At 62.5% G+C, this 12,801-nt stretch carries 10 protein-coding genes; 6 read left to right on the forward strand and 4 right to left on the reverse strand.

Annotated elements, in window-relative coordinates; translation table 11 throughout:
* Positions 1-75: 75 nt before the first annotated feature.
* Both ptsP and HW090_RS09065 read right to left on the reverse strand, forming a co-directional pair.
* On the reverse strand, positions 76-2,349 hold the full coding sequence (gene ptsP, locus HW090_RS09060) for a phosphoenolpyruvate--protein phosphotransferase (protein WP_179113215.1): 2,274 nt from the start codon (positions 2,347-2,349) through the stop codon (positions 76-78).
* Positions 2,350-2,381: 32 nt separating this feature from the next.
* Positions 2,382-2,849, reverse strand: coding sequence for an RNA pyrophosphohydrolase (locus HW090_RS09065; protein WP_179113216.1), 468 nt, complete (start codon positions 2,847-2,849; stop codon positions 2,382-2,384).
* Between the two features lie 141 nt (positions 2,850-2,990).
* Between HW090_RS09065 and HW090_RS09070 the strand changes: the two genes are divergently transcribed.
* Positions 2,991-3,644 carry an HAD family phosphatase gene (locus HW090_RS09070; protein WP_179113217.1) on the forward strand — a complete coding sequence of 218 codons (654 nt, stop codon included), beginning with the start codon at positions 2,991-2,993 and terminating at the stop codon, positions 3,642-3,644.
* Positions 3,645-3,704: 60 nt separating this feature from the next.
* Here HW090_RS09070 and HW090_RS09075 read toward each other — a convergent pair whose 3' ends face one another.
* Together HW090_RS09075 and ilvA are read right to left on the reverse strand one after the other, a co-directional pair.
* Positions 3,705-4,145, reverse strand: a complete 441-nt coding sequence (locus HW090_RS09075; protein ID WP_179113218.1) for a DUF2269 family protein — start codon at positions 4,143-4,145, stop codon at positions 3,705-3,707.
* Positions 4,146-4,168: 23 nt separating this feature from the next.
* Positions 4,169-5,683 (reverse strand): threonine ammonia-lyase, biosynthetic, encoded by a 1,515-nt coding sequence (gene ilvA / locus HW090_RS09080; protein WP_179113219.1) that lies wholly within the window; start codon positions 5,681-5,683, stop codon positions 4,169-4,171.
* 128 nt (positions 5,684-5,811) lie between these two features.
* Between ilvA and rpiA the strand changes: the two genes are divergently transcribed.
* The 5 genes from rpiA (at position 5,812) to HW090_RS09105 (ending at position 12,758) form a co-directional block, all read left to right on the forward strand.
* Positions 5,812-6,489 (forward strand): ribose-5-phosphate isomerase RpiA, encoded by a 678-nt coding sequence (gene rpiA, locus HW090_RS09085; protein WP_179114870.1) that lies wholly within the window; start codon positions 5,812-5,814, stop codon positions 6,487-6,489.
* Positions 6,490-6,830: 341 nt separating this feature from the next.
* Complete coding sequence (locus HW090_RS09090; RefSeq protein WP_179113220.1) at positions 6,831-7,340, forward strand: sigma-70 family RNA polymerase sigma factor; 510 nt, start codon at positions 6,831-6,833, stop codon at positions 7,338-7,340.
* A 1-nt stretch (position 7,341) separates the two neighbouring features.
* Entirely contained in the window at positions 7,342-8,301 is a 960-nt protein-coding gene (locus tag HW090_RS09095; protein WP_179113221.1) for a FecR domain-containing protein, read from the forward strand.
* A 114-nt stretch (positions 8,302-8,415) separates the two neighbouring features.
* Entirely contained in the window at positions 8,416-10,884 is a 2,469-nt protein-coding gene (locus HW090_RS09100) for a TonB-dependent siderophore receptor (RefSeq protein WP_179113222.1), read from the forward strand.
* Between the two features lie 398 nt (positions 10,885-11,282).
* Positions 11,283-12,758, forward strand: coding sequence for a DASS family sodium-coupled anion symporter (locus HW090_RS09105; protein ID WP_179113223.1), 1,476 nt, complete (start codon positions 11,283-11,285; stop codon positions 12,756-12,758).
* Positions 12,759-12,801: the final 43 nt, after the last annotated feature.

Here is a 12,801-nt window from a genome sequence, read left to right on the forward strand (position 1 = left end):
CTCCCGCTTGCGGGAGAGGGCCGGGGAGAGGGCAAAAGACGCAAGCCCCATCCCCTTTATGCAATGACCAAGTAGTCAGACAGCAGCGGACGGATTGATCAGACGATCCAGACCGAGGCCGCGCAGGGTCTCCTGCACCAGGCTGCGTATCGCCTGCGGGCTTTCCAGTTGCATGACCTGCTCCAGCAGGTCGCGAGCCACCTGGGAGCTGACCTGACGCACCATCCACTTGACCCTGGGCAGGTTGGTGGCGTTCATCGACAGGCTGTCGAAGCCCATCGCCAGCAGCAGCAATGCCGCCGCCGGATCGCCGGCCATTTCGCCACAGATGCTCACCGGACGGCCTTCGGCATGCGCATCGGTGACCACCCGCTGCAACGCCTCCAGCACCGCCGGGTGCAGGTAGTCGTACAGGTCGGCGACCCGTGGGTTGTTGCGATCCACCGCCAGCAGGTATTGCGTCAGGTCGTTGGAGCCGACCGAGATGAAATCCACCATGCGCGCCAGCTCGCGCGTCTGGTAGACCGCCGCCGGCACTTCGATCATTACGCCGATGGGCGGCATGCGCACATCGGTGCCTTCGTCACGCACTTCGTTCCAGGCGCGCTGGATCAGGTGCAGCGCCTCTTCCAGCTCGCGCGTACCGGAAATCATCGGCAGCAGGATGCGCAGGTTGTTGAGACCCTCGCTGGACTTGAGCATGGCCCGCGTCTGCAACAGGAAGATCTCCGGATGATCCAGGGTCACGCGGATACCGCGCCAGCCGAGGAAGGGGTTTTCCTCCTGGATGGGGAAGTACGGCAGGGCCTTGTCGCCCCCGATATCCAGGCTGCGCATGGTCACCGGCAAAGGATGGAAGGCCTGCAACTGCTCGCGATAGATCGCCAGTTGCTCCTTCTCGCTGGGGAAGCGCTCCTTGATCATGAAGGGCACTTCCGTGCGATACAGGCCGACGCCTTCGGCGCCCCGCTCCTGCGCCCGCACCACATCGGCCAGCAGACCGGTGTTGACCCACAGCGGGATACGCTGGCCATCGGTGGTCTCGCAAGGCAGCTCGCGCAGCACATCCAGGCCACGCGCCAGCTCGCGGTCCTGCTCGATGACCGTCGCATATTTCTTGCGTAGCACCTTGCCGGGGTTGGTGATGATCTCGCCACGGGTACCGTCGATGATCAAGTCGATGCCATCGACCTTGGAATACGGCAGGTCGACCGCCCCCATCACCGTGGGAATACCCATGGCCCGCGCCAGGATGGCCACGTGCGAGTTGCTCGATCCCAACACCGAAACCATGCCGGCCAGCTTGCCTTCTGGCACTTCGCCGAGCATGGCCGGCGTCAGTTCCTCGCTGACCAGGATGGTGTTGTCGGGGTAGGTCAGGGTCTGCTGGTGAGCCTGTTGCAGGTACGCCAGCAGACGCCGGCCGATATCCCGCACATCGGATGCCCGCTCGCGCAGGTAGGCGTCGTCCATCAATTCAAAACGCCTGACGTGCCCGCTCACCACCCGACGCAGGGCGCCCTGCGCCCACTGGCCGGTGCGGATGACCTTGACCACCTCGCCCGCCAGCGCGGAGTCGTCGAGCATCATCAGGTAGACATCGAACAGCGCCCGCTCTTCCTTGCGCATCTGCCCGGCCAGGCGCTCGGACAATGCACGCATGTCAGCGCGTACGGCATCGAGCGCGGCGGAGAACAGGGCCAGCTCGGCGTCGATATTCTCCACCGACTTGTCCGGCACCACGTCCAGGTCAGCCGGTGGCAATACCACCAGCGCCGTACCGATAGCGGCCCCCGGCGCACCGGCGATACCCAGGAAACGCGTCTCCTGGATGCCCTTGCCTTCACGCCCGAGGCCTCGGATCGAACCGGTCGCCTCGGCGTGTGCGATCACGCCTGCCAGTTGCGCACTCATGGTGACGAGGAAGGCCTCCTCACCCTCGTCGAACTGGCGACGCTCCTTCTGCTGGATGACCAACACGCCCATGACACGGCGGTGGTGGATGATCGGCGCACCGAGGAAGGAGGCATAGCGCTCCTCACCGGTCTCGGCGAAGTAGCGGTAGCGCGGGTGTTCCGAGGCATGCTCCAGGTTGAGCGGCTCCTCGCGGGTACTGACCAGACCGACCAGACCTTCGTTGGGCGCCATGCTGACCTTGCCGATGGCCCGCTTGTTCAAGCCCTCGGTGGCCATCAGGACGAAGCGCCCGGACTCGGGATCGAGCAGATAGACCGAGCAGACCTGGCTGCCCATGGCCTCCTTGACCCTCAGCACAATGATGCCCAATGCCGCCTTCAGGTCTGGGGCGGCATTCACTTCCTGGACAATCTTGCGTAGCGTGCCGAGCATGCTCAGGGGCTTTCTCCCGTCCGTCCCGCGCCTCAGATGCGCGGGGCCAATTCTTTTAAGGCGCGACGATAGACCTCGCGCTTGAAGGTAACGACCTGCCCCAGCGGATACCAGTAACTCACCCAGCGCCAGTCATCGAACTCGGGTTTGCCGGTCAGGTCCATGCGAACCCGTCGATCATCGCAGAGCAGACGCAGCAGAAACCACTTCTGTTTCTGTCCGATGCACAACGGCTGGCTGTGGGTGCGCACCAACCGCTGCGGCAGACGATAACGTAACCAGCCCCGTGTGCAGGCAAGTACTTTCACATCCTGCGGATCGAGCCCGACTTCTTCGTTGAGCTCGCGAAACAGCGCTTCCTCGGGCGTCTCGCGGGTGTTGATCCCCCCCTGCGGGAACTGCCAGGCATCCTGATTTATCCTCCGCGCCCAGAGCAACTGCCCGGCATCGTTGGCCAGGATGATGCCGACATTCGGGCGGAAACCATCGGAGTCGATCACGGCAGAAAACCTCAAGAACGCATATCGCAGCATTGTTCCACAAAAAGGCCGCCAGCCGAAAGCGCGCTGCCTGGAAACGGCAACGGCGCAGGGCTTTCGGCTATGCTGCGCCCTTTCGCCATGCAACCTGAGGAGTCCGCCGTGCACCTGGCACTATTCGATCTCGACAATACCCTTCTGGCCGGCGACAGCGACCACGCCTGGGGCGACTACCTGTGCCGTCGCGGTATCGTCGATGCCGATGCATACCGCGCCCGCAACGATGCCTTCTACCAGGATTACCTGGCCGGACGCCTGGACGTACTGGCCTACCAGAACTTCTGCCAGGAAATCCTCGGGCGCAGCGAACCCGACCAGCTCGACGCATGGCACCGAGATTTCATGCGCGACTGCATCGAGCCGATCATCCTGCCCCAGGGCGAGGCACTGCTGCGCCAGCATCGGGACGCGGGCGACAAGGTCGTCATCATCACGGCCACCAACCGCTTCATCACCGGCCCCATCGCCGCTCGCCTGGGCGTCGATACTCTGCTGGCCACCGAATGCGAAGTACGGGATGGCCGCTACACCGGGCGGGCGACGGACATCCCCTGCTTCCAGGCGGGAAAAGTCACCCGGCTGGAGCGCTGGCTGGAAGAAAACGGGCATGACCTCGAAGGCAGTCACTTCTACAGCGACTCCTGGAACGACCTGCCGCTGCTCGGCCGTGTCAGCCACCCTGTCGCGGTCGACCCCGATCCCAAGCTGGAAGCCGAGGCACGCAGCCGCGGCTGGAAGGTGATCAGCCTGCGCTGATGCGCAACCTGCAAGAAAAGCCCTGCAGGGCTCTTTCTTGCAGTCTGTTGAAGCCTCCAATCAGAGCGGCTTGGCGCCCATCAGCCCCATGATCGCCAGCAACACCAGTACGATCAGCACCGCATAAAGGGTCGTTGTGCGCGGCAGGGCTGCCGGTACGACAGCCGTACCCAGCGCCTCCCAGGCGTTCAAGCGCCCCACCAGCAACAGCACCAGCGGAATCAGCAGGACGAACAGCAGGTTGCTCAGCAGCAGCCAGAGCTGCCCCAGTGGCCAGCCCGCCAGGTGCGCCATCCACCAGCCACTGAACGGCAGCGCCAGTGCCACCAGCGTCATCGCCGGCAACGAGGCCAGCCGGGTACGCCGCAAGCGACGTTGCAGAAGCTCCGGCTCGTCACGACGCACCGCCTTCCAGAACATCAGGATATGGGCGATCACGCCCAGGGCCAGCAGGACTCCAGCAATGCCGTGAAAGATCCTGATTGCCAGGTAATATTCCATATTCGCTCCGGGTGATCGCAGGGTTAACCGAGGAACAGCTTATAGGCTGGATTGTCGGTTTCATCCCAATAGCGGTAACCAATCTTTTCCAGTGCCGCCGTCAGCAGGGGCAGCTCGTCTTCCGGCACCTGCAGACCCGCCACTACGCGACCATCCGCCGCCCCGTGGTTGCGGTAGTGGAACATGGAAATGTTCCAGCGCCCGCCCAGCTTGTTGAGGAAGTTGAACAAGGCACCGGGGCGCTCCGGGAACTCGAAACGCAGTACCCGCTCATCGCTCACCTGCGCCGTATGCCCACCCACCATGTGACGGATATGCAGCTTGGCCAGCTCGTTGTCGGTCAGGTCGAGTACCGGAAAACCCTGCTCCCGCAGGCTGTCCAGCAAGGCTTCGCGCGGGTCGTTCTCCGGGTGCGTCTGCACGCCAACGAAGATGCTCGCCTCCTTGCCGCTGTGGTAGCGATAGTTGAACTCGGTGATCTGCCGCTTGCCGATGGCCTCGCAGAACGCCTTGAAGCTGCCGGGCTGCTCGGCGATGGTCACGGCGATGATCGCTTCGCGCCGCTCGCCCAGCTCGGAACGCTCCGCGACATGGCGCAGGCGATCGAAATTGATATTGGCCCCGGAGTCGATGCCCACCAGCACCTGGCCCTGCACGGCATCGCGTGCCACGTACTTCTTGATACCGGCAACGGCCAGCGCGCCGGCAGGCTCGGTGATCGAGCGGGTGTCGTCGTAGATATCCTTGATCGCCGCGCAGATTTCGTCGGTACTGACCGTGATCACCTCATCGACGTAACGGCGACAGACTTCGAACGTATGCTCGCCGATCTGCGCCACGGCGACCCCGTCGGCGAACAGGCCGACCTGCTCCAGCACGGTCCGCTCGCCGTTGGCCAGCGCCACTTGCAGGCAGTTGGAGTCGTCCGGCTCGACCCCGATCACCCGGGTTTCCGGATGCAGGTATTTGACGTAGGCGGCGATGCCCGCCACCAGGCCACCACCGCCCACCGGCACGAAAATCGCGTCGATCGGCCCCTGATGCTGGCGCAGGATCTCCATCGCCACCGTGCCCTGGCCGGCGATCACGTCGGGGTCATCATAAGGGTGGATATAGGCGTAGCCCTTCTCTTCGACCAGCTTCAACGAATGCGCCAGCGCCTCGGGGAAGGCGTCGCCATGCAGCACGGCCTTGCCGCCCCGTGCCCGCACGCCCTGGACCTTGAGCTCTGGCGTGGTGCGCGGCATGACGATGGTCGCCTTGATGCCGAGATGCTTCGCAGCCAGGGCAACACCCTGGGCATGGTTGCCGGCCGACGCCGTGACAATGCCCCGCGCCCGCTCTTCGGCAGTCAATTGCGCCAGCTTGTTGTAAGCACCGCGAATCTTGAAGGAGAACACCGGCTGCAGGTCTTCGCGCTTGAGCAGAATCTGGTTGCCCAGGCGCTCGGACAATTGGCGGGCAGGTTGCAGGGGGGTTTCCTCGGCCACGTCATAGACGCGGGACGTGAGGATTTTCTTGACGTAGTTCTCGAGCATTGGCTGGGTCTTGGCGAATCACGGAAAGCCGTCGAGTCTACTCCGCGGCAAACAGCAGGACCAGCGACGCAATGAAACGCCTGCCAGGGGTTATAATCGCCGACAAAATCCCCCTGACCGGACACACCATGACCCAGGACCAGCTCAAGCAGGCCGTCGCCCAGGCCGCCGTCGACCATATCCGCCCGCTGCTGAATGACAAGAGCATCGTCGGCGTCGGCACCGGCTCGACCGCCAACTTCTTCATCGACCTGCTGGCACAGCACAAGGGCTTCTTCGACGGTGCGGTGGCCAGTTCCGAAGCGACGGCGCAGCGCCTGAAAAAACACGGCATCCCGGTCTACGACCTGAACTCGGTGAGCGAACTGGAGTTCTACGTCGACGGCGCCGACGAGGCCAACGCCCACCTGGAACTGATCAAGGGCGGCGGTGCCGCGCTGACCCGCGAGAAAATCGTCGCCGCCGTGGCCAAAACCTTCATCTGCATCGCCGATGGCAGCAAGCTGGTCGAACGCCTCGGCGCCTTTGCGCTACCGGTGGAAGTCATCCCCATGGCCCGCAGCCATGTCGCCCGGCAACTGGTGAAACTGGGCGGCGACCCGGTCTATCGCGAAGGCGTGGTGACCGACAATGGCAACGTCATCCTCGACGTGCACAACCTGTCGATCGGCTTCGCGCCAGAGCTGGAAGCGCAGATCAACGCCATCGTCGGCGTAGTCTGCAACGGCCTGTTCGCAGCCCGCCCGGCCGACCTGCTGCTGCTCGGCACCGCCGACGGGGTCAAGACACTGAAACGGCAGGACTGAAGGTCCCCACATGATGTAGTCGCTCGACCGCTGCATCATGTACACGTCGCCCCCGGTATTGCGATCACCACCGCATGGATTCCCGCCTTCGCGGGAATGACGGGAGACGGAGAGCACTTACCAACGCCGAAACACCATCGTAACTTCACCGCCGCCGTCCCCGCGAAGGCGGGGACCCAGGTGCACGGTATTGCGATCACCGCCGCATGGATGACGGGATTTCCTGGCGATCGAGCCATGAAGAGCCTTCACCAGGGGACTCCAAGCCACAGACAGGCTCAGTTGCTGGCCAGGCCTGCCAGTGATATTAATTATCATTGAATCGCCAGACCCAGAGCCCCATGCCCCAGTCCGATCCCTCGCAACAGCGAGCCCTCCACCAGCTCTACGAACAGCACAACGACTGGCTACGGGGCTGGATACGCAAGCGCCTGGACTGTTCGGAGCAGTCGGCGGACCTGACCCACGACACCTTCCTGCAGGTATTGCTGCGACGCAAGGCCAGCGAATTGCGCGAGCCTCGCGCCTACCTGTCGAGTATCGCCCGCAGCCTGCTGATCGACCGATTCCGGCGGCGGGCACTGGAGCAGGCCTACCTGGAAGCCCTGGCCAGTCGCCCGGAAGCGCTCCAGCCTTCGCCGGAAGCCCACAGCCTGGTCATCGAGACACTGCTGGAAATCGACAGCATGCTCGACGAACTCGGGCCACGCGGACGCGAGATATTCCTCATGGCCCAGCTCGACGGCATGAGCCTCGTCGGCATCGGCCAGCACCTGGGCATTTCCACCAACACCGTGCGCAAGCACTTCGTGCGCGCCATGGCCCGCTGCCTGCTGCTGGTCGAAGACTGACATGGCCGCCGACCTGGAAACCCTGGAAAGCGCCGCGCAATGGTATGTGGATCTCTATCTGCAGCCCGCCGACCCGCAGGTTCGCGAGGCACACGAACACTGGCTGCTCAGCGACCCACGGCACCGGCAGGCCTGGGCGCGCGTGGAAAAGCTGCAGGCCAAGCTGGGCAACCTGCCCCCAGCGCTGGCCCGCCCGGCCCTCGACAACGCCCGCGAAAAACGCCGCGCCACCCTCAAGGTCCTGGCCTTGCTGTTGACCACCGGCGGTGTCGCCAGCCTGGGCCTGTACAGTTCGCCCATACAACGCCGCCTGGCCGACCTGCACACCGACGTGGGCCAACGCCTGCAACGCCGCCTGGAAGATGGCAGCCTGCTGCAACTGAACAGCGCCAGCGCCCTGGACCTGCGCTACAGCGCCAGCCTGCGCGAGCTGTACTTGCACAGCGGAGAAATCTGCGTTGAAACCGCCACGGACCCGGCGGGCCGCCCCTTTATCGTGCAGACCCCGCAGGGCACGCTGCGCGCCCTGGGCACGCGCTTCCTGGTGCGCAGCGAAGATGGCCGGACCACCCTGGATGTGTTGCAGCATGCGGTCGAAGCACGCCCGCTCGACAGCGAGCACACCATGCGCGTCGAAGCCGGCCAGCGCCTGCACTTCGACCGCCAGGGCACCCGGCCCGTCGAAACCCTTCCAGCCCACAGCGACGCCTGGACACACGGTCAACTGATCGCCAGCGACTGGCGCCTGGGTGACTTCCTCGACGAGTTGTCGCGCCATCGCCCCGGCTACCTGGGTTATGCGTCGGACGTGGCTGGCCTGAGGATTTCCGGTGCCTTCCAGCTGGCGGACAGCGACACCGTGCTCGACAACCTGAGCCACACCCTGCCGATCCGTGTCCGCCGCTTCAGTCGCTACTGGACCCGGGTGGAAGCCGCACCCAGGCAATCGGCAAGGCGATGAACACCGCCTGGCAGAAAATAGTTGGTCCGGGCGTTGTCGATTTCGATTCTCGTTCGACTTGGTAGTCAGAGGCGCATACAGCGCCCAGAACGCCAACCGGCCCCTGGAGAATCCATGAACGCCCACAGCCCCAGCAAACGGCGCCTGCCCGCCGCCATCCACCTCGCCCTGATCGGCGCCCTGAGCGTCACTGTCCTCGGCACAAGCCTGACCACTTCCGCCTGGGCGCAGGACAGTAGCGCCCAGTACCACTTCGACATCCCCGCCGGCCCGCTGGAGGCGGCCATCGCACGCTTCTCCAGCATCACCGGCAGCAGCATCTCCTTCCAGCCCGGCGCCGCCAGCCAGCAGCGCAGCCCGGGCCTGCAAGGCAATCACGGCGTGCTACAGGGCCTGCAACAATTGCTGGGCGGCAGCAACCTGCAAGCGGTCGAACTGGGTAGCGGCAGCTTCACCCTGATCGTGCGCGACAAGGCAATGACGCTGGAGGCAACCAGCATCACCGGCTCGTCGTTGAGAAATAGCGCGACGACAGAAGGTACGGGCAGCTATACCACTGGCGTCACCAGCACCGCGACCAAGATGAACCTGTCGATCAGGGAAACGCCACAGTCGGTCAGCGTCGTCACCAGACAACAGATCGAAGATCAAGGGCTATCCACCATCAATGATGCCGCCATGAAAACGCCCGGCCTGAACATGCAGAAAAACGGCGCGGAACGTTACAACCTCTACGCCAGAGGTTTCCCGGTCGACAACATCATGTATGACGGTTTACCCATCGATCTGAATTCAACCGATACCATCAGCCCTGCCAATCTGGCCATGTATGACCGTGTAGAAATCGTTCGTGGTGCCAACGGCCTCATTCAGGGCACTGGAAACCCCTCTGCGGCAATAAACCTTGTACGTAAACGTCCGACTGCCGAGTTCCAGTCTTCGATAAACCTGAGCGCAGGAAGTTGGGACAATTACCGCAGTGAACTCGATGTTTCCGGACCGCTCATTGAAAACGGCAAGTTGCGCGGCCGAGCCGTTGCCAGCTATCAGGACGGTAACTCATTCCAGGACGAACTCAGCAAGGAACACAGCCTGTTCTATGCCATTGGCGAGGCGGAAATAAGCGATTCGACAACCCTGACCTTGAGTTACAACCATCAGAACGAAAACAACAATGTTGCCTGGGGAGGCGGATTACCTACCGCGGTGAATGGAGGTGACCTTCATCTGTCAAGATCGACGTCGTTCCTGGCGAACTGGGAATACTGGGACAAGGAGATGGACACATTGCATCTGGAACTGCAATACAGATTCGATAATGATTGGGCTTTGCGCGTATCAGGTAATAGGAGTTGGTCAAGTCTGAATTACTATGGTGGCTATCCAGCACGACGTGCCAACAACCTTGGCTCACTCCGCTATAACGTATCAGGTGGCCAGTACAAGGATACCCAAAGCAGCTACGACATTTATCTCAATGGTCCTTTCCAACTGTTAAACAGGACACATGAAATCGTACTGGGCTACAGCTACAGAGAAAATGATTACGATACTCACGGATCAGGGACGACCGCCGTGGCAACCGACATCGACCCCCACTCGTTCGATCCAGGCTCCTGGGCCAAGCCAAGTGTGAATCTCTACGACTTCATGGACATCCGCGACATGACCCAGGAAGGCCTCTATGCCACTGGGCGTTTTACCCTCAACGATCAACTGAAGCTGATAGTGGGCACACGCCTCGATTGGTATGACTACCAATATCTCTACAACTGGAAAGGCGACATCAGTATCACCGAGGCCAAGGAGACACGACACCTTACTCGCTACGCCGGACTTCTCTACGACCTGGATCAGAACCATACGCTCTATACCAGCTACACGGACATATTCCAGCCCCAGTCCAACCGGAACACCAGTGGCCAGCTTATTGACCCCATCGAAGGAAAGAACTACGAAGTCGGTATAAAAGGGGAATACTTCGATGGCGCACTGAACGCCAGCATCGCGATATTTCTGATCGATCAGGAGAACCGCTCCAGCGAAGTGGATGACCCCACGACGTGCAACGTCTACCCAAGCTCGACATGCTACGAGCCCGCAGGAAAGGTCCGCAGCAAAGGCATCGAGATAGAACTCAATGGTGCCATCACGCCAGCCTGGCAACTTGCCGCTGGGTACGCCTTCGCTGAAGCGAAATATAAAAAAGATGCCAATACTGCCAACGAGGGAAAACTGTTCGATACGGACATCCCGCGCCACCAGTTCAAGGCTACATCCATGTATAACCTGCCAAATGCACTGAACCGCTGGCGCGTCGGTGCGAGCTTCTATTATCAAAGCGCCGTTTACAACGAAGGAACGACGTCCGGACAGAATTGGAAAGTAGAACAAGAGGACTACAGCGTCATCGACCTGATCACCACATACAAAGCCTCTGAGCATCTGGATTTGCGCTTCGCACTGAACAACCTTCTCGACGAGAAGTATTACCAGAGCATTGGACAGAACATCAGCACTTGGCCAACAACCTTTTACGGCGCACCACGCAACTTCCAGGTCTCGGCCACTTACAGGTTCTGACGAGGCCACGCGGGCTTGGCCTGTCAGCAGCCGCCACCTTGACGCGATCCTCTGACGAGCCGAACCTGCAGGTCTGATCGCCATGAGATACCCATCACAGGTCGATGGGTATCTCCACCAGGCGTCTCAACCCACCTACCGTTGCGCGGTGATGTAGCTCCGCGTTCGGCCCATTGCACGGCACATTCCCCCTGCCACTGCTTGCAGCACGCACAGCCCCCCGAACGAATCCGCACCAGGCAGGAAAGAACAGCCGGCTTCATACGTCTATCATCTACTTCGGCTAGCGTCCGGAAGGCGCCAAGGTGCAGGCCAGAGCGGTTCATGGCTGACCTGCCTCAATGGTGCAGGCCCGATAACGAGCTAGAGTCAGTTTTTGCCCTGCGTGAGCCATACCCATGAATACAACTGTCAAACCCCTTGCTCTGCGCCTGCCCTGGGGGCTGCTGGTCGGCCTGCTGGCGGCGGTTGCCATCCTGCTGCTGCCGGAGCAGAACGATCTGCCAGTGGCCGGCCAGCGCATGCTGGCGATCCTCGCCTTCGCGGTGATCGTCTGGATCAGCGAGTCGGTGTCCTATGAAGTCAGTGCCATCATCATCATGGCGCTGATGGCGTTCCTGCTCGGCAGCGCACCGAAGATCGCCGATCCGACCCAGTTGATCGGCACCAAGGACGCCCTTGCCATGGGCCTGGCCGGTTTCGCCAACTCGGCCCTGGCGCTGGTGGCCTCGGCGCTGTTCATCGCCGCCGCCATGACCCATACCGGCCTGGACAAGCGCATCGCCCTCGCCACCCTGTCCAAGGTCGGCGCCAGCACCCACCGGGTGCTGATCGGCGCCACCGTGGTGACCATCCTGCTCAGCTTCATCGTGCCCAGCGCCACGGCGCGGGTCGCCTGCCTGGTGCCGATCATGATGGGCATCATCGCCGCCTTCGGCGTCGACAAGCGCTCGGCCTTCGCCGGCGGCATCATGATCCTGGTGGCCCAGGCCACCAGCATCTGGAACGTCGGCATCCAGACCTCGGCGGCGCAGAACCTGCTGAGCGTCGGCTTCATGCAGAAGCTGCTCGGCGAGTCGGTGACCTGGATGGACTGGCTGATCGCCGGGGCGCCCTGGAGCCTGGTGATGTCCGGCATCCTCTACTGGGTGATCCTCAAGGTCATGCCGCCGGAAACCGACCGCATCGAAGGCGGCAAGGAAGCGGTGCGCAAGGCGCTGTCGGAACTCGGCCCGATGACCGGCAACGAACGTCGCCTGCTGGCCATCAGCCTGACCCTGCTGGCGTTCTGGGCCACCGAAGGCAAGCTGCACAGCTTCGATACTGCTTCCACCACCATGGTCGGCCTGGCGCTGCTGATGCTGCCCGGCATCGGCGTGATGGGCTGGAAAGAAGCGCAGTCGCGCATCCCATGGGGCACGGTGATCGTCTTCGGCGTGGGTATCAGCCTCGGCACCGCCGTGCTCGCCACGGGCGCCGGCGGCTGGCTGGCCAAGCTGATGGTGACGCACCTGGGCATGGAAGGCATGTCGCCGTTCTGGGTGTTCGCGGTGCTCGGGCTGTTCCTGATCCTCATCCACCTGGGCTTTGCCAGCGCCACCGCACTGACCTCGGCCATGTTGCCGATCATGATCGCGCTGCTGCAGCACCTGGGCGGCGATATCAAGCCGCTGGGCATGAGCATGCTGCTGGGCTTCGTCATGAGCTTCGGCTTCCTGCTGCCGATCAACGCGCCGCAGAACATGGTGTGCATCGCCACCGATACCTTCACCTCGAAGCAGTTCCTGCGCACCGGTATCTGGCTGACCCTGGCCGGCTACCTGCTGATGCTGCTGTTCGCCGCCACCTGGTGGCGCTGGCTGGGCTGGATCTGAGACTCGACGGACCGTCGTTACGCCTCAGAGTAACGACGGGCAT

The sequence above is a fragment of the Pseudomonas sp. ABC1 genome (assembly GCF_013395055.1).
In the GTDB taxonomy this organism is placed as follows: Bacteria; Pseudomonadota; Gammaproteobacteria; order Pseudomonadales; family Pseudomonadaceae; genus Stutzerimonas.

Coding starts and splice junctions, on each gene's coding strand:
- HW090_RS09090 (WP_179113220.1), top strand. CDS start 6,831: ATGCCCCAGTCCGATCCCTCGCAACAGCGAGCCCTCCACCAGCTCTAC.
- ilvA (WP_179113219.1), bottom strand. CDS start 5,683: ATGCTCGAGAACTACGTCAAGAAAATCCTCACGTCCCGCGTCTATGAC.
- HW090_RS09095 (WP_179113221.1), top strand. CDS start 7,342: ATGGCCGCCGACCTGGAAACCCTGGAAAGCGCCGCGCAATGGTATGTG.
- rpiA (WP_179114870.1), top strand. CDS start 5,812: ATGACCCAGGACCAGCTCAAGCAGGCCGTCGCCCAGGCCGCCGTCGAC.
- ptsP (WP_179113215.1), bottom strand. CDS start 2,349: ATGCTCGGCACGCTACGCAAGATTGTCCAGGAAGTGAATGCCGCCCCA.
- HW090_RS09105 (WP_179113223.1), top strand. CDS start 11,283: ATGAATACAACTGTCAAACCCCTTGCTCTGCGCCTGCCCTGGGGGCTG.
- HW090_RS09100 (WP_179113222.1), top strand. CDS start 8,416: ATGAACGCCCACAGCCCCAGCAAACGGCGCCTGCCCGCCGCCATCCAC.
- HW090_RS09075 (WP_179113218.1), bottom strand. CDS start 4,145: ATGGAATATTACCTGGCAATCAGGATCTTTCACGGCATTGCTGGAGTC.